This is a genomic window from Marinicella pacifica, from assembly GCF_014636635.1.
GTDB classification, from domain to species: Bacteria; Pseudomonadota; Gammaproteobacteria; order Xanthomonadales; family Marinicellaceae; genus Marinicella; species Marinicella pacifica.
Genome location: NZ_BMEO01000002.1, coordinates 388,310 through 409,656, shown reverse-complemented (window position 1 = coordinate 409,656; position 21,347 = coordinate 388,310). Strand labels below are relative to the sequence as shown.

General features: G+C 44.1%; 22 protein-coding genes and 1 tRNA gene. 17 read left to right on the top strand and 6 right to left on the bottom strand.

Translation table 11 applies throughout. The annotated features are described in order from the left end of the window. Together rnpA and rpmH are read right to left on the bottom strand one after the other, a co-directional pair. Window positions 1-333, bottom strand: coding sequence for a ribonuclease P protein component (rnpA, locus tag IEV16_RS03885; protein WP_188364355.1), 333 nt, complete (start codon window positions 331-333; stop codon window positions 1-3). A 57-nt stretch (window positions 334-390) separates the two neighbouring features. Then, window positions 391-525 carry a 50S ribosomal protein L34 gene (gene rpmH / locus IEV16_RS03880; RefSeq protein ID WP_188364354.1) on the bottom strand — a complete coding sequence of 45 codons (135 nt, stop codon included), beginning with the start codon at window positions 523-525 and terminating at the stop codon, window positions 391-393. A gap of 280 nt (window positions 526-805) precedes the next feature. Here rpmH and dnaA point away from each other — a divergent pair, with 280 nt between their 5' ends. The 6 genes from dnaA (at window position 806) to IEV16_RS03850 (ending at window position 8,142) form a co-directional block, all read left to right on the top strand. Beyond that, on the top strand, window positions 806-2,113 hold the full coding sequence (gene dnaA, locus IEV16_RS03875) for a chromosomal replication initiator protein DnaA (protein ID WP_188364353.1): 1,308 nt from the start codon (window positions 806-808) through the stop codon (window positions 2,111-2,113). 174 nt (window positions 2,114-2,287) lie between these two features. Next, the gene (dnaN, locus tag IEV16_RS03870) at window positions 2,288-3,388 is read left to right on the top strand and encodes a DNA polymerase III subunit beta (protein ID WP_188364352.1); all 1,101 of its coding nucleotides are present in this window, start codon (window positions 2,288-2,290) and stop codon (window positions 3,386-3,388) included. A gap of 2 nt (window positions 3,389-3,390) precedes the next feature. Then, window positions 3,391-4,476 carry a DNA replication/repair protein RecF gene (gene recF, locus IEV16_RS03865; RefSeq protein ID WP_188364351.1) on the top strand — a complete coding sequence of 362 codons (1,086 nt, stop codon included), beginning with the start codon at window positions 3,391-3,393 and terminating at the stop codon, window positions 4,474-4,476. Window positions 4,477-4,558: 82 nt separating this feature from the next. Beyond that, window positions 4,559-6,940 carry a DNA topoisomerase (ATP-hydrolyzing) subunit B gene (gene gyrB, locus IEV16_RS03860; protein ID WP_188364350.1) on the top strand — a complete coding sequence of 794 codons (2,382 nt, stop codon included), beginning with the start codon at window positions 4,559-4,561 and terminating at the stop codon, window positions 6,938-6,940. Continuing rightward, window positions 6,933-7,844 (top strand): Grx4 family monothiol glutaredoxin, encoded by a 912-nt coding sequence (grxD, locus tag IEV16_RS03855; RefSeq protein WP_188364349.1) that lies wholly within the window; start codon window positions 6,933-6,935, stop codon window positions 7,842-7,844. The genes gyrB and grxD overlap by 8 nt, the downstream gene beginning before the upstream one ends. 222 nt (window positions 7,845-8,066) lie before the next feature. Then, a tRNA-Lys gene (locus tag IEV16_RS03850) sits at window positions 8,067-8,142 on the top strand. A 278-nt stretch (window positions 8,143-8,420) separates the two neighbouring features. On the opposite strand, the gene IEV16_RS03845 is transcribed toward IEV16_RS03850, so the two are convergent. Genes IEV16_RS03845 through xth form a run of 3 tightly spaced genes read right to left on the bottom strand, consistent with a single transcriptional unit; the run spans window position 8,421 to window position 10,298 of the window. Beyond that, window positions 8,421-8,987, bottom strand: a complete 567-nt coding sequence (locus IEV16_RS03845) for a YceI family protein (protein ID WP_188364348.1) — start codon at window positions 8,985-8,987, stop codon at window positions 8,421-8,423. A gap of 7 nt (window positions 8,988-8,994) precedes the next feature. Continuing rightward, complete coding sequence (locus IEV16_RS03840) at window positions 8,995-9,516, bottom strand: cytochrome b (protein WP_188364347.1); 522 nt, start codon at window positions 9,514-9,516, stop codon at window positions 8,995-8,997. Window positions 9,517-9,530: 14 nt separating this feature from the next. Then, the gene (xth, locus tag IEV16_RS03835; RefSeq protein WP_188364346.1) at window positions 9,531-10,298 is read right to left on the bottom strand and encodes an exodeoxyribonuclease III; all 768 of its coding nucleotides are present in this window, start codon (window positions 10,296-10,298) and stop codon (window positions 9,531-9,533) included. 164 nt (window positions 10,299-10,462) lie between these two features. On the opposite strand from xth, the gene ruvC reads away from it, so the two are divergent. From ruvC to IEV16_RS03785, 10 genes are all read left to right on the top strand, one after another. Then, entirely contained in the window at window positions 10,463-10,978 is a 516-nt protein-coding gene (gene ruvC, locus IEV16_RS03830) for a crossover junction endodeoxyribonuclease RuvC (RefSeq protein ID WP_188364345.1), read from the top strand. Beyond that, window positions 10,975-11,577, top strand: coding sequence for a Holliday junction branch migration protein RuvA (gene ruvA / locus IEV16_RS03825; RefSeq protein WP_188364344.1), 603 nt, complete (start codon window positions 10,975-10,977; stop codon window positions 11,575-11,577). The genes ruvC and ruvA overlap by 4 nt, the downstream gene beginning before the upstream one ends. 3 nt (window positions 11,578-11,580) lie before the next feature. Continuing rightward, a complete protein-coding gene (gene ruvB / locus IEV16_RS03820) occupies window positions 11,581-12,618 on the top strand; it encodes a Holliday junction branch migration DNA helicase RuvB (protein WP_188364343.1) in 1,038 nt (345 codons plus the stop codon). Further along, complete coding sequence (locus tag IEV16_RS03815) at window positions 12,615-13,022, top strand: YbgC/FadM family acyl-CoA thioesterase (RefSeq protein ID WP_188364342.1); 408 nt, start codon at window positions 12,615-12,617, stop codon at window positions 13,020-13,022. The genes ruvB and IEV16_RS03815 overlap by 4 nt, the downstream gene beginning before the upstream one ends. A gap of 19 nt (window positions 13,023-13,041) precedes the next feature. Beyond that, a complete protein-coding gene (gene tolQ / locus IEV16_RS03810; RefSeq protein WP_229728233.1) occupies window positions 13,042-13,710 on the top strand; it encodes a protein TolQ in 669 nt (222 codons plus the stop codon). A gap of 2 nt (window positions 13,711-13,712) precedes the next feature. Beyond that, window positions 13,713-14,126, top strand: a complete 414-nt coding sequence (locus tag IEV16_RS03805) for an ExbD/TolR family protein (protein WP_188364341.1) — start codon at window positions 13,713-13,715, stop codon at window positions 14,124-14,126. 12 nt (window positions 14,127-14,138) lie between these two features. Further along, window positions 14,139-14,906 carry a cell envelope integrity TolA family protein gene (locus IEV16_RS03800; RefSeq protein WP_188364340.1) on the top strand — a complete coding sequence of 256 codons (768 nt, stop codon included), beginning with the start codon at window positions 14,139-14,141 and terminating at the stop codon, window positions 14,904-14,906. 37 nt (window positions 14,907-14,943) lie between these two features. Continuing rightward, the gene (tolB, locus tag IEV16_RS03795) at window positions 14,944-16,191 is read left to right on the top strand and encodes a Tol-Pal system beta propeller repeat protein TolB (RefSeq protein WP_229728232.1); all 1,248 of its coding nucleotides are present in this window, start codon (window positions 14,944-14,946) and stop codon (window positions 16,189-16,191) included. A 17-nt stretch (window positions 16,192-16,208) separates the two neighbouring features. Then, window positions 16,209-16,628: an OsmC family protein gene (locus tag IEV16_RS03790; RefSeq protein WP_229728231.1), complete on the top strand. Its 420-nt coding sequence runs from the start codon at window positions 16,209-16,211 to the stop codon at window positions 16,626-16,628. A gap of 97 nt (window positions 16,629-16,725) precedes the next feature. Beyond that, window positions 16,726-18,609 carry a GGDEF domain-containing protein gene (locus IEV16_RS03785; protein WP_188364338.1) on the top strand — a complete coding sequence of 628 codons (1,884 nt, stop codon included), beginning with the start codon at window positions 16,726-16,728 and terminating at the stop codon, window positions 18,607-18,609. Here the strand turns inward: IEV16_RS03785 and IEV16_RS03780 are convergent. Then, window positions 18,582-20,378, bottom strand: coding sequence for an ABC transporter transmembrane domain-containing protein (locus IEV16_RS03780; RefSeq protein ID WP_188364337.1), 1,797 nt, complete (start codon window positions 20,376-20,378; stop codon window positions 18,582-18,584). The two genes, IEV16_RS03785 and IEV16_RS03780, sit on opposite strands and share 28 nt — an antisense overlap. Window positions 20,379-20,495: 117 nt before the next feature. Here IEV16_RS03780 and IEV16_RS03775 point away from each other — a divergent pair, with 117 nt between their 5' ends. Then, on the top strand, window positions 20,496-21,341 hold the full coding sequence (locus IEV16_RS03775) for an alpha/beta fold hydrolase (RefSeq protein ID WP_229728244.1): 846 nt from the start codon (window positions 20,496-20,498) through the stop codon (window positions 21,339-21,341). Window positions 21,342-21,347: the final 6 nt, after the last annotated feature.

The window sequence follows — 21,347 nt, the reverse complement described above, 5'->3', positions numbered from 1 at the left end:
TTAAATCCGCTGCCACAGTTGTTGTAAATTCTGTAACACCTGTTGATTGGTTAATTGTTTGACCGAAGGTTTTGCCACCATCACATAATCGGCCGGTTTGAGTGCGGTTTGATGCCGAAAAGATTCTCTCACAAGGCGCTTAATTCGGTTTCTGTCCACCGCTTTCGGTGCTGCTTTTTTACTGACAATCAAACCCAATCTCGCCGGCTGATTTTGCTGGGTCCAATGAACCATCAGTTTAAAATGTGGGGAGTGAATTTTCTTGGATTGATTAAAAACCCGACCATATTCAGGTCGGGTTCTGATTCTTTGGTGTTTGGTTAATCGTTGCAAGGCACACCCTTTCGATTAAAGCCTCAGCACCTGACTGATGTCAGTAAACGCAATGGTTTAAGCCGCCAGTCTTTTTCTGCCTTTGGCACGTCGTGCATTAATCACAGCCCTTCCACCGCGGGTTTTCATACGGGCACGAAACCCGTGGGTTCTGGCGCGCTTTGTTTTACTTGGTTGGTATGTTCTTTTCATGTTATGTCACCTAAATAATCTTGTCGTAAACATCATGTTTCGGCACAGCGTGTACCAGACAATAGAATGCCGATTGAATAACAATTTATTCACCAGCTAAAAAGGCCGGCAAGTTTAAATCTTTTTTTGTTGTTTTTCAAGCCATTTAATGCTTTCTTTTATAGCCACTTAGGCGGCTACCATGACCGCAAACCTGCTCTCTTTAGAATATCAATTCCGGGCCAATCTTGCTATACTTGGCGGTCTTCACTTCACCTTTAATGAGTATTGGCTATTCAACATGTGGGAAAATTGTCTTAAGCGCTTGGAAACAGTGTTACCCAAGGACCAAGTTACCTTATGGATCAGGCCGCTGGATGTTGAGTTGGTGAATGATTCGATTACCCTGGAAGCTTCCAATGACATTATCCTGAATAAAATCCGTACCCATTTCTTAACCTATATTAAAGCTGTTTTAAAAGAACTCACCGGCAAAGAGGTGGCGGTTGAATTAAAACTCAAACAAATTAACCACCAACCCCAAACCACCCCGTTCGTCAAAAAAAAATCCACAACCATCAAAATTACGGATCATTTAGATCCCCGTTTCACTTTTGCTAATTTTATTGAAGGACGTTCAAATACCATTGCTTTGGCCGCTTCTTTACAAACGGCCACCGCCAGCCGGGTGGAGGAAAACAATCCTTTATTGATTTATGGTAGCACCGGTTTAGGTAAAACCCATTTGTTGCATGCCATCGGTAATGAAATCAAAAAAAATAACCCAAAAGAAGTGGTGTGTTATTTGCATTCTGAAATTTATGTGAACCAAATGGTGAAAGCCATCCAGCAAAAATCGATGGATGCCTTTAAACAAAAATACCGCTCGGTGACCGCTTTACTCATCGATGACATTCAGTTTTTTGCCCGTAAAGAACGCTCCCAAGAAGAATTCTTTCACACCTTTAATTATTTACTGGAAGGGCAAAAAAGGGTGATTATCACCTGTGATCGCTACCCAAAGGAGGTGAACGGACTTGAATCCCGGCTAAAATCTCGATTGGGTTGGGGGATTTCGGTGCCCATTGATCCACCGGATTATGAAACTCGTGTCGCCATATTAAAAGAAAAGGCAGCACTGATTCAAGTGGATATCAGTGATGAAGTGGCGCATTTTATTGCCAAACAATTAAATTCAAATATCCGTGAATTAGAAGGCGCTTTAAGCACTTTAAAAGCACATGCCAATTTCACCCGGAAAAAAATTGATTTAAAATACACCAAACAAATATTAAAGGAACTTTTTAAGGTTAATCACCAAATTGTGTCGGTTGAAAATATCCAAAAATCAACGGCTCAATATTACAATGTTAAATTGTCTGAGTTGTTAGGAAAAAGCCGCAAGCGATCGATTGTCCGTCCCAGACAAATGGCCATGTTCCTCAGTAAAGAATTAACCGACAAAAGTTACCCTGAAATCGGTGAGTTATTCGGTGGTCGCGACCACACCACCGTACTCCATGCTTACCGAAAAATGAATGACTTACTTAAACAAGAGTCTGAGCTTTCAGAAGATAAACAAAAGATTGTGAATATACTGATAGAATAAGTTGTGTATAAACTGTGGATAAACTGAAGATAACTTGAATTTTAAAATTCACCCACAAGTTATCCACAAGATATAAACCAAAGAAATGATATAAATTATGTTTAATATCAATAGATTACAAAGTTAAGCACAAATTTATTCAATATAATAATAACTATTTTTATATATAATACTATGTTATTTAAAATACAAAGAGAACAGTTGCTGGCGCCATTAAACCAAATCTGTGGTGTTGTTGAAAAAAAGGGAACATTACCGGTATTGAGCCATGTTTTATTTTCCATAAAAGGGGATGAGCTGCGTTTAACAACCAGTGATTTAGAAGTAGAAATGACCAGTGTGGCTGTGGTTGATGCCGAGGAACAAAGTGAACTGACTTTACCGGCTCTTAAATTACTGGAAATATGTAAGTCATTAAGCGACGGTTGCATTATGTCCTTTCGCGCCGATGATGAACACTGTGTAATCACCAGCGGAGAAAGCCGATTCAGCTTAAGTACTTTACCAGCCAAAGATTTTCCTTTGTTGGAAGATGTGGAAACATTTGAAACGGTCTATATAGACAGTCAGGAATTGGCACGGATGTTAAAACAAACCGTTTTTTGTATGGCCAGCCATGATGTGCGCTACTTTCTTAATGGGTTATTATTTGAAATACTCAGCGATAAAATTCGTTGTGTTTCTGCCGACGGTCACCGTCTTGCATTATCTGAAACAGATTACAACAACGAAGCGGGTATTAATAAACAAGTGCTTATTCCCCGAAAAGGAGTGATGGAATTAAATAAAATGATCAGAGAAACTGAACAAGACATTGCCATCCATTTGGGTAAAAACCACGTTAGTGTTGAAGTTGAGGGCACTAAAATGACCTCAAAACTGATTGATGGTAAGTTCCCGGATTACCAATCAGTTATTCCGTTGGACATGGATAATGATTTCACCGCAGATAAACTCAGTTTAGAAAAAGCACTTCGGCGGGTTGCTATATTGTCGAATGAACAATACAAAGGGGTGAAATTTAAAATCAGTCCAAATCACCTTCAAATCCTGGGTCATAATCCAGATCAGGAACAGGCAGAAGATTCTATTCAGGTCGAAACCCATATTCAGGACATGGAAACAGCTTTTAATGTGAATTACCTGTTGGATGCCATCCATGTTATCGATCATGATCAGGTTCAGTTTAGTTTTAAAGACCCTTTATCCAGTTGTCTGATTAAACACCCTGATCGCATTGATTGCCGCTTGGTGGTGATGCCTTTACGTTTATAAAGGTGTATTTACAAAAGCTGTCCATACATAATTTTCGTTGCTACAGCTCATTGGATCAGACTTTTGACACAGCAACCACCTTAATTGATGGCCCCAATGGCAGTGGTAAAACCGCTTTAATCGAAGCCATTTACTGGCAATCCACCGGACGTTCTTTTCGACACCACAAAAGCACAGATCTGATCAAACATCAGCAAGATTGTCTGAGCATTTTCAGTGAATATATCACGGTGCAAGAAAACCGTTTTAAGCTGGGTGTCAGCTATTCAAAACTAAACAAAAAAACGATTAAATGTCAGGGTGAAATGATCCATCGCCAGACAGACATTGCTAAACAATTCCCGGTGATTGCGATAGACCCTGGGTGTTTTTTATGGCTTGATCATGCCCCGGCTTTTCGCAGAACCTTCTTAGATTGGTTGGTGTTTCACGTGAAACCGTCGTATTTGAATATTTGGCGCAAAACACAAAAAGTTCAGCAACACTTAAACAAATTACTTAAACACGGTAAAAGCGCCGAGATTGACGTGTGGCAGTCACAATACGTCCAACTGGCAGAATTGACCCACCAAGCGCGGCAAGAAGTGTTCAATGAACTGCAAAATCGGTTTAACAGGCTGGTTAAGTATTTTTTACCCGGACAGAGCAATCTTTTTCTGGACTATAAAAAAGGCTGGCATGAGGATAATTTGCTGGATGTTTTAATCAGCAGACAACAAGTGCATTTAAAACAAGGTTATATTGATGCGGGTATTCATAAAGCCGATTTGCTGTGCCGGGTCAATAATCAGGCGGCACAGGTTTTTTTGTCGCGTGGGCAGAAAAAACTTTTGGCTATATTAATGTACGTTATCTTTATAGAAATCTTTGAAACCGAAAATCATCATCCACCGGTTATTTGTCTTGACGATATTGATTCAGAGTTGGACCAATCAACCCTGCAGTTATTGTCAGATTATTTACAACAAAAAAACCGTCAGTTATTTATCACCACAGTGGATGCCGGACCTGTTCGTGGTTTTTTTAAAAATCCTAAAGTGTTTCACGTGAAACAAGACCCTCGCAAAGGCTCTATTTTAAGTTCTTAAACCCTCACAGCCCTGTATTTGCAGGTTCGTTTAAAAGGTCTTTTGGTGTTATAATAAACCCTTTTATTTAGGTATTGACAACATGTCAGAAAAGTACGATTCGTCGAACATTAAGGTGCTTAAAGGCCTGGATGCTGTCCGAAAACGACCGGGAATGTATATTGGTGATACCGATGACGGTACCGGTCTTCATCACATGGTTTTTGAAGTGGTGGATAATTCCATTGATGAAGCTTTGGCCGGACATTGCGACACCATTGAAGTTGAGATTAAATCTGATGGTTCTGTTGCGGTGTCTGATAACGGACGCGGTATCCCCACAGACACCCATGAAGAGGGCAAATCAGCTGCTGAAGTGATTATGACAGTGCTGCACGCGGGTGGTAAATTTGATGACAATTCGTACAAAGTCTCAGGTGGTTTGCATGGTGTTGGAGTCTCAGTGGTCAATGCCTTAAGTGAACGTTTAGATCTGGAGATTAAGCGCAACGGCAAAATCCATCAACAAACCTATCATATGGGGGTACCGCAAAACGATTTAACGGTCGTGGGTGATACCGACGAAACCGGTACTAAAGTGGTGTTTAAGCCTTCTCAAGAGATATTTTCCGATGTTGATTTTCATTTTGATATTTTAGCCAAGCGTTTACGGGAACTGTCATTTTTGAATTCAGGTGTGCGTATTGTTTTAAAAGATGAGCGCACCACCACTGAAAAAGTGTTTGAGTACGAAGGGGGTATAGCCTCATTTGTGAATCATTTAGCGGAAAGTAAAACCCCTTTACATGAAACGGTTATTCATTTTATTCGTGAACAGGATGATGGCACTTCTGTGGAAGTGGCCATGCAATGGACCGATTCATACCGCGAAACAGTATTTTGTTTTACCAACAATATTCCTCAAAAGGATGGGGGCACCCATTTGGCGGGATTTCGCGGTGCTTTAACCCGCACCATGAACAACTTTGTTAATGAAGGGGCTAAGAAAAAGATTTCATTGCAGGGGGACGATTGTCGGGAAGGTTTGATTGCGGTCATCTCTGTGAAATCACCGGACCCTAAATTTTCTTCTCAGACCAAGGATAAATTGGTTTCTTCAGAGATTAAAGGTGTGGTCGAAAGTGCAGTGGGCGAATACCTGAGTGACTTTTTGCTGGAAAATCCTCAGGAAGCCAAGGTGTTGACCGAAAAGGTGTTGGATGCTTCCAGAGCCCGTGAAGCGGCACGTAAAGCCCGGGATATGACCCGCCGAAAGGATGCCCTGGATATTGCCGGTTTACCCGGTAAATTAGCTGATTGTCAGGAAAAAGATCCGGTCTATTCTGAAATATTTTTGGTGGAGGGTGATTCTGCCGGAGGTTCCGCCAAACAAGGTCGAAACCGTAAAAACCAAGCCATTTTACCGCTTAAAGGTAAGATACTGAATGTTGAAAAAGCGCGTTTTGATAAAATGCTGTCCTCTGCGGAGGTGGGTACTTTAATCACTGCTTTGGGTTGTGGTATTGGCCCTCAGGAATTCGATGCGGATAAACTGCGTTACCACAAAATCATTATTATGACAGACGCGGACGTGGATGGTTCGCATATCCGTACGCTGCTTTTAACCTTTTTCTATCGCCAGACCCCTGAACTGATTGAACGCGGACATGTTTATATTGGTCAGCCACCATTGTATAAGGTTAAAAAAGGCAAGCAGGAGCACTACATGAAAGATGACGAGGAGATGAATGAGTACCTGTTAAACCGATCATTGGATAATATTCAGCTTTACCATCATCGGGATCAGCCTCCCATTACCGATGATGTTTTATACCGTCTGGTGAAAGAGCAAACCGAAGTGCGTTTAATAACGGAAAAGTTGTCGCTGGTGTATGATGAGAAAGTGATTAACACCCTGATGCAATTACCGCGACTTGAAAACAGCCAACAGGCTCCTGATCAGCACTGGTTGGACCAGGCCACACAATATTTAAACCGGGACAATCGCATTGGAATAGAATGGAAGCTTGCACATAATGCAGAAGACAATACCCTGGTGTTTGCCAAAAACAGCAACGGTTTAGTTGAACAAACGGTGTTGACAGATTTATTCTTTAAATCCAAAGACTATAAAAAAATGATGTCTGTGGCTGAAAAAAACAGTGATTTGATCAGTCAGGAAGCTTATTTAATGAAAGATGAGAATGAAATACCCGTAAAAAGCTTAAATGATGTGCTCAGTTACTTACTGACAACAGCGAAAAAAGGTTTAACCATCAGCCGTTTTAAGGGCCTGGGTGAAATGAATCCGGATCAGTTATGGGAAACCACCATGGACCCGGAAACCCGCCGTTTACTTCAGGTTACCATTGAAGATGCGGTGGCCGCGGATAAAGTGTTTTCCACCCTGATGGGTGATGTGGTGGAACCAAGAAGAGAATTTATACAAACAAACGCATTAAATGCAGGTAATTTAGATGTCTAATATAGATCAAGCCGTTAAACAGAGAATTGACGATTTAATACAGTCTGATAAAGTATTTTTATTTATGAAAGGCAACCCCCAAACGCCGATGTGCGGATTTTCCGGTAATACTGTGAAGATGCTCAATGATTTATTGGGTAACCAATACAGCACATTTAATGTCCTCGAGGATAATGCCATTCGGGAAGGTATTAAAACATACAGCGACTGGCCCACCATCCCACAATTGTACATTAACCAGGAATTTGTGGGGGGTAACGACATTATTTCTGAAATGTTTAACACCGGCGAATTACACGAAATGCTGGGCTTAAAAAAACCTGACCGCACGCCGCCTGAAATGAGCATCAGTGATGAGGCATTGAATCATATTAAAGAGGGTATGAAAGAGGCGGGAAGCCATAAACTGTTTTTATCCATTGATGATCAATTTAATACCCGATTTAGCCTGGATACCCCCAAAGGCTATGAAGTGGTGGCCACAGTCAAGGATTTAGATATTTACATGGATATCGGCACAGCGGAGCGGGCGCAAAATATTGAAATTTCATGGATTGAAGAATTACAAGGATCCGGTTTACGCATTAAAAATCCCAATGAACCACCCGCTGTACAAGAGCTTTCGGTGGCTGAATTGCAGGATTGGTTTGATACAGACAACGCTGAAAATCCAAAAATATATGATGTCAGGCCGGAAGATAAGGTGGCAGAAGGAACGGTTCCAGGCGCCAAACGCTTGGACAAAAATGCCATTGAAGAAATTGAATCCATGGACAAAGAAACCCCCTTGGTATTTTTATGCCAGGTGGGGCAGTCTTCCATGGCGGCTGCTGAATACTTTCGGAAAAAAGGATACACCAAGGTGTTTAATTTAACCGGTGGTTATAACGCCTGGAATGATTAAAAAGGTTGTCTCAATTAAGTAAAAAGCGCCTGACACTGGGCGCTTTTTTTATCGGCATCATAATAATTTAATCGAACAAGGGAATTGATGGATTCTTTGATTTTATATTAGATTTAAATTATTTCAAATTAATGGATAAAAATCCTTGCCTATTATTCCCAGATAATTTATCATTTCGCACCTCAATGAGACATGGCGTCTCATGTCTCAGACTTCCTTTATGGGTCGTTAGCTCAGCTGGTAGAGCAGTGGACTTTTAATCCATTGGTCATAGGTTCAAATCCTATACGACCCACCATTTCCCCAAAAAATAGACATTTCCTTTATTTTTTTGTTGTGTACTGCATTTAATATAAATATGGTTAAAAAATAACCAAAAAACCATCCACATATAATGACAAGTAAAAACAAATAAAATATTTTATTATCAATAATTTATAAGTTTTAATAATTGTTTAAATGGCTTTATATTAAAGATGAACTGGGTCATAGCCTAAAAACACTAATTTCAAACAAACTGACAAGCATAAAAAAACCACCGATGAACGGTGGTTTATAAATATGAAAAAAAATAAATTATTTTTTAATACCTTCTACTGATACCGTTAGATATAGTTTTTCAGAAGAAGGACCTAAACTTCTTTTAATTTTATAATCGCTTAAATTAATTTCTGTGGTGGCTTCGTAACCACGTCGGTGACCACCCCAGGGATCATCGCCGGCGCCCACAAACTGCACATCCAATTCAACTTCATTGGTGACACCATTAATGGTTAAATCACCGGTCATGGTGCCGTGACCGTCTTTGGTGGGTGTAAATGAAGAACTGACGAATTGGGCTGTTGGGTATTTGGCCACATTTAAAAAATCATCACTGCGTAAATGTTTGTCGCGTTCGGCATGATTTGAATTCACGCTGCCCGTTTGAACGGTCATTTCAATGGACGCTTTTTCAGGCGCATTCTCATCATAGGTAAATGAACCGTCAAAATTATCAAAACGGCCATACAACCAACTAAAACCCAAATGCTGAATTTTAAACTGGACAAAGGCGTGTTGCCCTTTGATATCCAAATCATACTCTGCCGCTTGAGCGGACAAAGTGCCCAAACCAAGAACTAAATAGTAAATAAACTTTTTCATACGTCTCCTAAATCATACGTTTTAAAGTGTCATCTTTATCGATAAAGTGATGTTTGACCGCACCGATGACATGAAGTGCCACAAATCCAATGAGAATATAGGCACCATATTCATGAATCCAACCCATAGTATCCACCACAGCACCTGAAAATTCTGTTAAAGCCGGTAAATGAATAAACTCAAACAATATTTTTGGCTGACCTTGAGCGGTCATCATCAGATAGCCGGTCATCACCAATGCTGTCACAAACACATAGAATAGAAATTGAATAAGCTGCGACAAAATGCGTTCAAAGGGTTTCACCGGAGGTGATAATCGTTTTTGCTGACCCGCGAAAAGTCGAATAATTTTAATTAACCAGACCAACATTAGTAGCATACCAAATGCGTAGTGTAATTCCGGCAGCCGGTTATACCAGGGACTGTAATAATCCAGTTCGACCATATACCAGCCACTGATGAACATAAAAAATATCAACAGGGCACTGAGCCAGTGAATTATTCGCGTTGTAAGGGTATATTTGTTCATAGACTACTCCGGTATTACCAATCAAACTCTGCCACCACGGGCGTGTGATCTGATGGTCGTTCGTTTTTTCTTGGTTCGAGATCGATATATGCGGCTGACAAGGTTTCACTGAGTTCATCACTGGCCAGAATTAAATCAATGCGTAAACCCATGCCGCGGGAGAATTTATTCATACGATAATCCCACCAGCTAAAATAGCCACCCTGATCATGTAGTAATCGAAAACTGTCCTGAAAACCCAGATCTAAAATACGGTTTAAAGCGCTTCGTTCTTCGGTGGTACAGAGGATTTTCTCATGCCATTTTTCAGGATCATGCACATCACGGTCATCCGGTGCAATATTAAAGTCACCCAAAACAATGACATTTTGGTAGTCATTGAGTTGTTGGTCGAGAAAGTCCGTGACCTTTTGTAACCAATTAAGTTTATAAGCAAATTTTTCGGTGCCCGGTGCCTGTCCATTAACCACATAAAGATTAACCACGCGGATATCATCAATGGTTGCCGCCAGGATACGGCGTTGTGGATCATCCAAACCTTCAATATCCGTAACAACATCATCCGGGGTTTGTTTGGCAATCATGGCCACCCCGTTATAGGTTTTTTGACCGGAAAAAACCACCTGATAACCGGCTTCCTCAATGGCTTTTGCCGGAAACACCTCATCGGTGATTTTGGTTTCTTGCAGCGCCAGCACATCCGGCTGTTCATGTTCAAGCCAATCAAGCACTTGCGGTAAGCGAACTTTTAGAGAGTTAACATTCCAACTGGCAATTTTCATACACTAAACAAATGATTATCAAAACAATGATTATAGTGAAAATAAGATAATCATTCAGCCAATTGACAACAATCACATAACAATTTAACGTCGCATCCCTTAAAATGTAGTCCTATGATAATGATTAAAAACCAATCAATGACCTGTTTCTATGAGATACATGCATGTTACGAATTTTAGGGATTGATCCGGGTTCGCGTTACACCGGAATTGGTATCATTGATGCCAGACAACAGCAACTAAGCTATGTTCACCATGAAACCATTCGTTGTGGAAACGGTGACTTTCCAGAACGTCTGGGTATTATTTTCAAGGGAATCAATGAGATTATTAGACAGTACAACCCCCATGAAATGGCCATTGAAACGGTTTTTATGGCTAAAAATGCCCAATCAGCGATAAAACTGGGGCAGGCACGCGGCGCAGCCATTTGTGCCACTCAGGCACAATCGGTTAAAGTCCATGAATATGCGCCCAAAGCCATCAAACAAGCGGTCGTGGGAAAAGGGGCAGCAGCCAAGACACAAGTACAATATATGGTTGGTTTATTACTTAACTTACAAGACAAAATACAAGAAGATGCGGCCGACGGCTTGGCAGTGGCCATTTGTCATGCCAATAACCGTTGGGCCCAACAACACGTCATGGCCGGTCGAACCGGTAGCTGGAGAAATTTGTGATTGGACTCATCAAAGGCCAATTGGCACACACCGAACCCCCTTCACATGTGATTATTGATGTGCAGGGTGTGGGCTATGAAATAGAAGTGCCCACGTCGGTGTTTTTTGAATTGCCGGAATTGAACAAGGATATTCAACTGATAATCCATCACCTGGTGCGCGAGGATGCCTCTATATTGTATGGATTCAGGAGTTTTTCCCAGCGACAGTTATTCAGAACGCTTCTTAAAGTTAATGGTATCGGTGCCAAATCCGCACTGGCGGTGCTATCCACCATGAGCTCGGCGGAATTCGCCCGGGTAATCGATGAACAAGACATGGCCGCCATTACCCAGGTACCGGGAATCGGTAAAAAAACCGCACAGCGCTTAATCATTGAAATGAAAGACAAGGTGAATATCGGTGAATTAGGTGGTACAAAAGACAGTGCGCAACCGGCCCGTCTCGGGGTTCAAAGTGAAGCAGTCAGTGCCTTACAGTCTTTGGGGTTTAAACCCCAGGAAGCGCGTCAAATTGTGAATAAAATCACCCAAGAAAATAAAGACCTGGCGGTTGAAGAGGTGGTGCGCTTGAGTTTAAAACAACAGGGAGGACAATAAGTGATGGAATTTGATCCAGAGCGCATTATTGATGCCCATAACACCGATGCCAGGGAGTTAATCATCGAGGCCAGCATACGACCGCAAAAAATAGAAGAATACCTCGGTCAAACTGAAGTCAAAGCTCAGATGGCGTTGTTTATTGAGGCTGCTCGAAAACGACAGGAAGCGCTCGATCATGTGCTTATTTTTGGTCCGCCGGGTTTGGGCAAAACCACCTTGGCCCATATTGTGGCCCATGAAATGGGGGTTCAATTGCGTCAGACTTCGGGGCCGGTTTTGGAAAAAGCCGGTGACCTGGCGGCTTTGCTCACCAATCTGCAGCCACATGACGTGTTGTTTATCGATGAAATTCACCGTTTATCACCGGTGGTTGAAGAGGTTTTGTACCCGGCGATGGAAGATTTTCAGATTGATATCATGATTGGCGAAGGACCGGCAGCACGTTCCATTAAACTGGACTTACCGCCTTTTACGCTGGTGGGTGCCACCACCCGGGCGGGTTTATTGACATCACCCTTGCGCGATCGTTTTGGCATCGTACAACGGTTACAGTTTTATGCGGTGGAAGATCTGGCTCATATCGTGGCGCGTTCAGCGGATATTTTAAATATTGAAGCTGAAGAAGGCGGTTGTCTGGAGGTGGCCAGACGTTCAAGGGGCACACCACGGATTGCGAACCGGTTATTACGCCGGGTTCGCGATTATGCAGAAATCAAGGGAGATGGTATCATTACGCAACAATTAGCAGCAGATGCCATGAATATGCTGCAAGTTGATCAACGCGGTCTGGATGAAATGGACCGTAAATTACTGGAAGTGATAACCGTCCAGTTTGAAGGCGGCCCGGTGGGCATTAATTCGCTGGCCGCGGCTTTAAGTGAAGAGCGTGGCACAGTGGAAGACGTGATTGAGCCATATCTTATCCAGCAGGGCTTAATGGCACGCACTGCGCGGGGACGCATTGCCACCCGTTTAACCTGGCAGATTATGGGTTTAAAACAACCGAAAAATCCCAACCGGGATTTGTTTGAAGAATGAATGACTTTTGTTATAAATGCCGTGTTTATTATGAACACACGGATGCAGGCGGTGTCGTATATCATGGGCGATATGTGAATTTTTTTGACCAGGCGCGCACCGAGTGGTTGCGTTATCATGGACTTGAACAAAATCAAATGCGCCGCGAAGCCGGTGTCTTGCTGGTGGTACACGGTATACAAATTGATTATTTACAACCTGCATTCTTAGATGATGAACTGCTGATTGATTGCCGGGTCAAAAGTCACAGCGGGGTCAGAATGGTGTTAGTACAATCCATTCGAATTGCAGATAAGCTGATTGCCAAAGCCGAAGTGACGGTGGTGAGTGTAAACGATCAACGGTTTAAACCAATGCGGTTTCCAACGCGATATTTAAACAAACTGATTGGTCAAAATGATTAGTTAACCATAGGAGCGTCTTGTGAACGACAGCGGACAATTTTATTTGGATATTATATTGAGTGCTTCATTGCCGGTTAAAGTGGTGATGTTGATTCTTATTCTGGCCTCGGTTTGGTCGTGGCTGATTATCTTCAGTAAAGGCAAAGTACTGGCCGATGCCCGTAAAAAGGCGAAAAAATTCGAGGAACATTTCTGGTCAGGGGTTGATTTGAATAAACTCTACCAACAACTTAACAGCAAAAAATCCAACGGAATAGCGCGCATTTTTACCGCCGGATTCAGTGAATTTCAACGTAAAAAGCAAAGCGGTCAGATCACCGTTAATTCGGTGGAAAGTGCTGATCGCGCCATGCGGGTGGCTTTGGGTCGTGAAATTGAAGATCTGGAGTCCCAGTTACCGACACTCGCCACCATCGGCTCCACCAGTCCTTATATAGGCTTGTTTGGAACAGTCATTGGGATTATGTTGTCTTTTCACGCCCTGTCTGATGTCACCCAGGCCACCATTGCCCTGGTGGCGCCGGGTATTTCAGAAGCCTTGATTGCCACCGCTATGGGTTTGTTTGCCGCCATTCCTGCGGTGATTTTTTATAACCGATACAGTGATAAGGTGGAACGCATTTATAGTCAGTATGATGCGTTTAAAGATGAGTTTTCGGCCATATTGCACCGCCAGATTGGTGAATAACGATGCGCCGACAACGTAAACTCAATGCTGAAATTAATGTGGTGCCTTACATTGACGTGACTTTGGTGTTACTGATTATTTTTATGATCACCACACCCTTGTTAAATCTCGGGGTGGACGTGAATTTACCAGAAGCCAAGGCCAATACCATCGACATTGATTCAGAACCGGCGGTAATCAATGTCACCGACAAAGGCGATTTGTATTTAAGTATTGGCGGTGAATATGAATTGTTAGACAGCCAAACCTTAGAAAAAAAACTGGCAGCCTTTGTTAAAGTCAATCCCGATGTGCCGATTATGATTGGCGCCGATAAAGCCGTGTCTTACGGTCAGGTCTATCAGGCCATGGCGGTGGCGCAACAAGCCGGGGCTAAAAAAGTGGGTTTGATCAGCGAGCCGATAAAACCGGATTAACCATTTATGGCCATGCACAAGGAACAAAAAAAGGCCCTGTTCTATTCTGTGGCATTACATGTTGTGTTGGTACTGTTGCTGTTTTTGGCCAACGGTCAGCAGGTGATAACACCGCCCAAGGGCATGGCCATTGAGGCCGAAATTGTGGATTTAAGCCAACCCATATCGGCGCCTGAGCCAAAAAATGAGCCAACTATTGAACCAAAACCCGAGCCTGAACCCGAGTCTGAATCTGAACCCGAACCCGAACCGGAACCCGAACCTGAGCCAGAACCTGAGCCACCAAAACCTGATCCGGCTGTCTTAAAACGCCAACAAGAACAGGCCGAGCGTTTAAAGAAACTGGAAGAACTCAGAAAAAAACGCCAGGCCGCTGAAGCCGCTGCTGAGGCACAGAAAAAACCTGAACAAGAACCCGTACAAACCACCATGGATAACAATGAACAAGAACCCAGTGGTCCCATCGGTACACCGGATGGCCGGGTTGGTCAGGAACCCAGCCTGCTAAACCGATACATTGCGGCCATTCAGGCGGATGTCACCCGACAATGGGCCCGACCTGTCGGAACCCCATCGGGATTGAAGTGTCAGATAAAGGTCAACCAAATTCCCGGCGGCGGGGTGATAAATGTCAGCATCGGCAGCCCCTGTAATGCGGATACGGTGGTGAAAAATTCCATCATCAATGCGGTTAAAAAAGCCGATCCATTGCCTTATGCCGGTTTTGAACCGGTGTTTGAACGACGACTTAATTTTATTTTTCAGTATCAAGGAGACTGACTTTATGCGAATACTCTTGACCTTATGCGTCCTAATAATGAGCCAACAGGCTCTGGCACAATTAAATATCACCATTGATGGCGGCAGCGCCAGTGCCATCCCCATTGCCATCACCGATTTTGTGTACCCGGAGGGTCCATTAAGTACCGACATCAGCGCCGTGATACGGAATGACCTGGCACGCTCGGGTCAGTTTGCACCGCTCGCCAAAGACCTGCTGGTGGAGCACCCCGCTGCCGATGCCGATATTAATATGGGTACCTGGCGTTTATTAAAAGCCGATTATCTGGCCTATGGTTCAATTCAGTCGGTTTCAGCCGGACGCATTGAAATCCGCTTTCGCTTATCTTCAGTGGCGGATCAAAAACAGTTGCTGGCCTTAACATTACCGATTAAAACCGATCAACTGCGTGCCGGGGCCCACTTTATTGCCGATAAAATATATGAAGAAATCATCGGCGTGCCCGGTGCATTCTCCACCAAGCTGGCATATGTGACGGTCACTGAAAACGCCAGTGGCGTTCATTATCAGCTGGTGGTTTCAGATGCCGACGGTTTTAATCCCCAATCGCTGGTCACGTCAAAAGAACCGCTGATGTCGCCGGCCTGGTCTGCTGATCGACAACGTCTGGCCTATGTATCTTTTGAACAAGGTAATTCCGCCATTTATATACAAAATCTGAAAACCGGAGAACGCACCTTGATGGCCAGTTTTAAAGGGATTAACAGTGCCCCAAAATTTTCTCCGGACGGCAGGCAACTGGCGGTGACCTTATCAAAAGGTGGTAATCCGGATATCTACAGCATCGATTTGTCCACTCAGGCAGTGACCCAACTCACCACCCATTGGGCCATCGACACCGAACCGGAATGGTCAGCGGACGGTCGGCGGGTTTTCTTTACCTCGGATCGTGGTGGTAAACCCCAAATTTATCAGCTTGATATCGCCTCCAAAGATGTCAGCCGGATTACTTTTGAAGGCGATTACAATGCCCGCGCCAGCCTCTCATCGGATGAAACTTATCTGGCCATGGTGCATGGTAATAATAATAATTTCAAAATTGGCTTATTGCACCGACCATCAGGAACCCTGCAATTGTTATCCAAAGGCCCCTTAGATGAATCCCCCAGCTTTGCGCCCAATGGCTCCATGGTTTTATATGCCACCAAGAACAGCTTGAATCAGGGGGTGCTGCGTGCAGTGTCCTTGGATGGTCAGACCACCAATGATTTGGTGTTATCAGACGGCAGTGTCCGTGAACCGGCCTGGTCGCCTTTGAATTAGGATGCATGATGTCAAAAGTGAACATTAAAACAGACTGGGTTGATAAGTACACCTTTATCAGCAGCAACGAAGACAATCAAAGTCTTATCATGGATGCACAAGTGGATGCTGAAGACAGCAAAAAAGCACCCACTCCCATGGAAGTGGTGCTGATGGGTTTAACCGGTTGTGCCGGTATTGATGTCAAAATGATACTCACTAAAGCGCGCCAACAGGTGCGCGCCATTCACATTGAAGCCAGCGGTGAACGGGCTGATGCGGTACCGGCAGTGTATACCAAAATCCATCTCCATTTTAAAGTCAGTGGTCAAAATTTAGACGATAAACAAGTGGCCAGGGCCGTGCAACTATCCGCCGAAAAGTACTGCTCGGTGTCAAAAATGTTGGAAAACAGTGTGCTAATCAGCCATGATTATTCTGTGGTGAAATCAAAATAAAATTCAAATATTGCAACTGATAGATCGCTCATTTCACAGCGCATAAAAATTATCGTATACTAATAAGTTCTTTAGGGTTTTGTGGGATGACAAGATAATGATATCAACCGTTTTTAAACCGGTCTTTTTAGGTTTTATCGGATCAATGTTTTTGAGTTTGGGCATGGTTTATGCCGCGGAGTTTGAAACGGCGGATGAAGAATTTCAAAAATTGACATCAGATCAGGCCAAATTGGCATGGGTTGAAAAGTATCAGTCTCAAGTGGCGCAGTGGCCGGTGCTTGATCAGGCCTATTTTTATCACCGTAAAGGCCTGGCTTTGGAAGTCAACGACGACATTGAAGGCGCCAAACAGCAGTTCAAAAAATCCATTCAATTATTTAAAAGCCTCGACACAACAGATCCGGGTTTGGTTAAAAGCCTGATAGATTTGGCCTATATGAAATACCTGCAGACCAACGATACCAAGGTTTATTGTCCCGATCGTCAAGAAGCTGTTGAGGTCGCCAGAAAAATAAATCACCCCGAAGCCTTATCGGCTGCTTTAATCCAGTTGGCGTTTTGTTTTCAAAACGGTTTTGACGAATTAACCCGGAGCCTTTCGGTGTTAGAAGAAGCCGCTGATGTGGCGAAAGAAAATAACCTGGCTCAGGGGAATCTGGCCATGATTTATAACGCCACCGGTAACCTATACCGCGCCAATCAGATCCATCAGCAAGCCTACGATTATTATCAAAAAGCCCATCAATTGTGGGTGGATCAGGATGACACCCAGGATATATTTAACATGCTCCACAATATGACCAGTGAAGCCATTGCTTTAGGTCATTGGGAACTGTCTGAAAATCATATTAAAGCCATGTATAAAATGGCTGAGCAATACCCGGATTTTAGTGACTTTCAGTTTTTTGCCGAATTTAATGCCGGGCAGCTGGCCTATACCCAACAAGATTTTAAAGGGGCCATCAGGGCCTATCAGGCAGCGCTGGCTTTGAAAAACACGACGCCCGAACAGTATTTTGTCAATATTGCACAAGGCCGTCTGGCAGTGGCGTATTTTCGTCTCGTGCAATATGACCAGGCTTTTCAGGCGGCTGATCAATATTTGACCGAAACAGATGTAAACAATGCCAAAGACTTTATTAAAGAAATCCATGTGATTGACCTGTTTTCACAATATAAATACGCCGAGGCTTTACAAGCATTTTGGGACATACTGGACAACACCGAGGACAATAACCGCCATTTTGTGAAAAATGCCGTGGCTTTACAGGCGATACGGTTTGGTGAAAATTTGGATGCATTACAAAACCAGGCCTCTCAGCAACAGCTGGCGATTAAACAACTGGAACTGGAACAACAACAAAAACAAACCCAAATCAACCAATTAACCGCCGTGGTGGTGGGTTTAATTGCCCTGGTCGCAGTGATCACTGCCTGGTTTTTATACCGGTCAAAAAAACACCATCAGATACGCGCCCGCCGGGATTATCTGACCCACATTGCCAATCGACGGCATATCATCAAAGTAGGACGCAGACTGTTGGCACAGTGTCAGCGTAAGCAACAGGATTTCTCGGTTATTATTATCGATATTGATGATTTTAAACCGATTAATGATGAATACGGCCATGCCGTTGGCGATGTGGTTATTAAGCAAGTGGTCAACACCATGCAATCAGGTCTGAGCGACAATCAGTTCCTTGGACGGATTGGAGGAGAGGAATTCTTGTTATTATTACCCGGTGTTAATAAAGGTCGGGCTTTTGCAGTGGCTGAACAGATTCGTCAACAGGTGGCCGGTAAAGCCATTGTGGCTGATGGCATCCGATTAGCCATCACGGTCAGCCTGGGTGTGGCAGTTAATCAGCCACCGGTGACCCACTTTGAAGAGCTGCTTAAGCGCGCCGACGATGCCATGTACCAGGCTAAAAAAGCCGGTAAGAACCAGGTTCAGCCTGTATCTTCTACTGCATTGTGAATAAACTGTAACTTCGCCAATCGGCCATACAGCGCGTTATGTTTCAGTAATTCCTGATGGCTGCCTGAAGCCACCAATTCCCCGTTATCCAGGACCAATATGTTGTCGGCTTTTTTGATGGTCGCCAGACGATGGGCAATCACCAACGTGGTGCGATTTTGCATGAGTTTATTCAAAGCCCGTTGCACCATTTGTTCGCTTTCGGCGTCCAGGGCGCTGGTGGCTTCGTCCAATAACAACACCGGGGCATCAGTCATAATGGCCCGGGCAATTGAAAGACGTTGTGCCTGGCCACCGGATAACCGCACACCGCGCTCACCTAAATAGGTGTCATAACGTTCAGCCAGGTTTTCGATAAATTCATGGGCATGGGCGGCTCTGGCGGCCGCTTCTATGACCACGCTGTCGGCATGGGGGCGGCCATAGGCAATGTTTTCTGCTGCTGAGGTGGAAAACAAGGTGGCATCCTGTGCCACCAGCGCAAACTGTTGCCGCAATTCGAGCAGGTCGTACTGATTAATGTTGACACCATCAATCAGAATTTCACCCTGTTGTGGTTCATAAAAGCGCATCAACAATTGAAATAAAGTTGATTTGCCGGCACCTGAGGGCCCGACCACCGCCACGGTTTGTCCCGGAACAATTTCAAAAGAAATGTCTTTTAAAACCGGTTTATCCGGTTGACTGGGATAGGCGAAGGTGACCTGATTAAATACCAGGTTACCCAGCACGGTATGTGCAAAGCGTTTGGGCTCTGGTGGCGATTGAATCGGGTTTTCGGTGTGCATGAGCTCCACAATGCGCTCTAACGCTCCCGCGGCTTTTTTTAGCTCACTCCAGACATTGGTTAATGCGCCGGTGGAGGTCGCCGCCATTACCGCATACATCACGAATTGACTCAAGGTGCCGGCAGTCATGGCGCCGCTGATAACGTCTTTAGCACCCAGCCACAGCACCAGAACAATGCCGCCAAATACAACACCACCAATCATCACCATCAGAATTGTGGTCATGCGTATAGAATTGATGGCCGCATCAAAGGCACGATTAACGGCCTCAAAAAAGCGTGCTCGCTCGCGTGTTTCCTGGCCGTAAGATTGCACCGTATGGATGGCGTTGATGGTCTCTGTGGCCAGGGCGGATGAATCGGCGATGCGGTCTTGTTCAATACGGGAAAGGCGTTGGATTTTCCGACCGGTCACCACCAGAGGAATCACCACCACCGGAATCAGAAAGCCGATATACATGGCCAGTTTCGGACTGGAAATAACCATCATGATGATGGCACCAATAAAGGTCACAAATGAACGCAAGGCAATGGAAAAGGTGCTGCCCACCACGGTTTCAACCAGGGTGGTGTCGGTGTTGATGCGCGACAGAATTTCACCGGTTTTGGTGGTTTCAAAAAATTCAGCCGATTGACCAATGACTTTGCCATAGACTTTTTTGCGCAAATCCGTCACCACCCGCTGGCCAATCCAGCTGACCCAATAATAGCGCAATGAGGTAAATACAATCATGGCAATGGACACTGCAAACACCAAAATAAAATACTGACTCAAGCGGGATGAGTTTTCAGCGGAAAAACCCAAATCAATCATCAATTTAAAAGCAACCGGAATACTCAAATTGGCTGCCGCACCGAGTATCAGAAACAGCAGGGCCGTTAAAATTGCATTTTTATAGGGTCGCAACAAAGGCAACACCAGTTTAAGCTGGGTCAGGGCTGCTTTTTCCGGTTCGTTGCTGTGGTTTTTAGATGAAGCCATAGCGATGATTTAAGACAAAGGCCAATTATACGTTGTCAATCGGCGTGTATATAGGAGATTTCTCTGTGAATATGCGATAATCTCAACTCTTTTCATAAACTAAAACACCTGTTTTTGATGTCACAATTCCCTTTTCAATTTTGGCCGGCCAAAGACCGAAGTCATAACAACCGACAGGCCATCTACTTTGCCCATGCCAACGCCTATCCGCCGGCCAGTTACCAGGCCATTATTGACGGTTTGCGTGAGATGGCACCGGTGATAAGTTATTTACAACGACCACTTTGGCCCACACCACCTGAACCTGAAACTGTGACCTCCTGGCATGATTTTGCGGATGATGTGATGGGTTTTTTTAAACAGGAAAAAATTACCCATGTACTGGCCGTGGGTCATTCCATGGGTGCGGTGTCGTCTTTTCTGGCTGCCACAAAACGTCCGGATTTGTTTAAAGCGCTGGTCATGATTGAGCCGGTGGTTTTTAGCCGAGGCTTTTGTTGGTTGAATCGAATCTTGCCGCGGTTTATTCGCCACCAAGTGCCATTGATTAAAAAAACCCTGCTCCGACCGGATCAATGGCCGAGTTTACAAGCGGCTTTTGATTTTCACCGCCGCACCCGTGCTTTTAAGCGGGTCAGCGATGAACAACTGTGGCAGTTTATTAATGCCGGTGTCAAAGCCGATAACACCGGCACGTTTCGACTGGCTTTTGATAAACACTGGGAAGCCCATATTTATCAGACCGTGACACCTTTCAGAAAACAACTGTTACAAAGTACTTTGCCTGTACTGGCGTTGCGTGGTGCCGAGACCGACACCATTCCGGCGGCTTTTTGGCAGCGTTGGCACAGTAACAACAATCATCAGCTCGTCGAAATTCCAAATAGCAGCCATTTATTACCCATCGAAAGACCCGAACAGGTGCTTTCTCATGTGATACCCTTTATCGAAAAGTATCAATAACAGACC

What these genes read in the sequence shown, in the direction of transcription:
- IEV16_RS03840 (WP_188364347.1), bottom strand. Translation starts at nt 9,516, where the DNA reads ATGAACAAATATACCCTTACAACGCGAATAATTCACTGGCTCAGTGCC.
- xth (WP_188364346.1), bottom strand. Translation starts at nt 10,298, where the DNA reads ATGAAAATTGCCAGTTGGAATGTTAACTCTCTAAAAGTTCGCTTACCG.
- tolB (WP_229728232.1), top strand. Translation starts at nt 14,944, where the DNA reads ATGAGCCAACAGGCTCTGGCACAATTAAATATCACCATTGATGGCGGC.
- dnaN (WP_188364352.1), top strand. Translation starts at nt 2,288, where the DNA reads ATGTTATTTAAAATACAAAGAGAACAGTTGCTGGCGCCATTAAACCAA.
- rpmH (WP_188364354.1), bottom strand. Translation starts at nt 525, where the DNA reads ATGAAAAGAACATACCAACCAAGTAAAACAAAGCGCGCCAGAACCCAC.
- ruvC (WP_188364345.1), top strand. Translation starts at nt 10,463, where the DNA reads ATGTTACGAATTTTAGGGATTGATCCGGGTTCGCGTTACACCGGAATT.
- IEV16_RS03845 (WP_188364348.1), bottom strand. Translation starts at nt 8,987, where the DNA reads ATGAAAAAGTTTATTTACTATTTAGTTCTTGGTTTGGGCACTTTGTCC.
- dnaA (WP_188364353.1), top strand. Translation starts at nt 806, where the DNA reads ATGTGGGAAAATTGTCTTAAGCGCTTGGAAACAGTGTTACCCAAGGAC.
- IEV16_RS03775 (WP_229728244.1), top strand. Translation starts at nt 20,496, where the DNA reads ATGTCACAATTCCCTTTTCAATTTTGGCCGGCCAAAGACCGAAGTCAT.
- IEV16_RS03780 (WP_188364337.1), bottom strand. Translation starts at nt 20,378, where the DNA reads ATGGCTTCATCTAAAAACCACAGCAACGAACCGGAAAAAGCAGCCCTG.
- grxD (WP_188364349.1), top strand. Translation starts at nt 6,933, where the DNA reads ATGTCTAATATAGATCAAGCCGTTAAACAGAGAATTGACGATTTAATA.
- IEV16_RS03785 (WP_188364338.1), top strand. Translation starts at nt 16,726, where the DNA reads ATGATATCAACCGTTTTTAAACCGGTCTTTTTAGGTTTTATCGGATCA.
- IEV16_RS03815 (WP_188364342.1), top strand. Translation starts at nt 12,615, where the DNA reads ATGAATGACTTTTGTTATAAATGCCGTGTTTATTATGAACACACGGAT.
- IEV16_RS03805 (WP_188364341.1), top strand. Translation starts at nt 13,713, where the DNA reads ATGCGCCGACAACGTAAACTCAATGCTGAAATTAATGTGGTGCCTTAC.
- ruvB (WP_188364343.1), top strand. Translation starts at nt 11,581, where the DNA reads ATGGAATTTGATCCAGAGCGCATTATTGATGCCCATAACACCGATGCC.
- IEV16_RS03800 (WP_188364340.1), top strand. Translation starts at nt 14,139, where the DNA reads ATGCACAAGGAACAAAAAAAGGCCCTGTTCTATTCTGTGGCATTACAT.
- gyrB (WP_188364350.1), top strand. Translation starts at nt 4,559, where the DNA reads ATGTCAGAAAAGTACGATTCGTCGAACATTAAGGTGCTTAAAGGCCTG.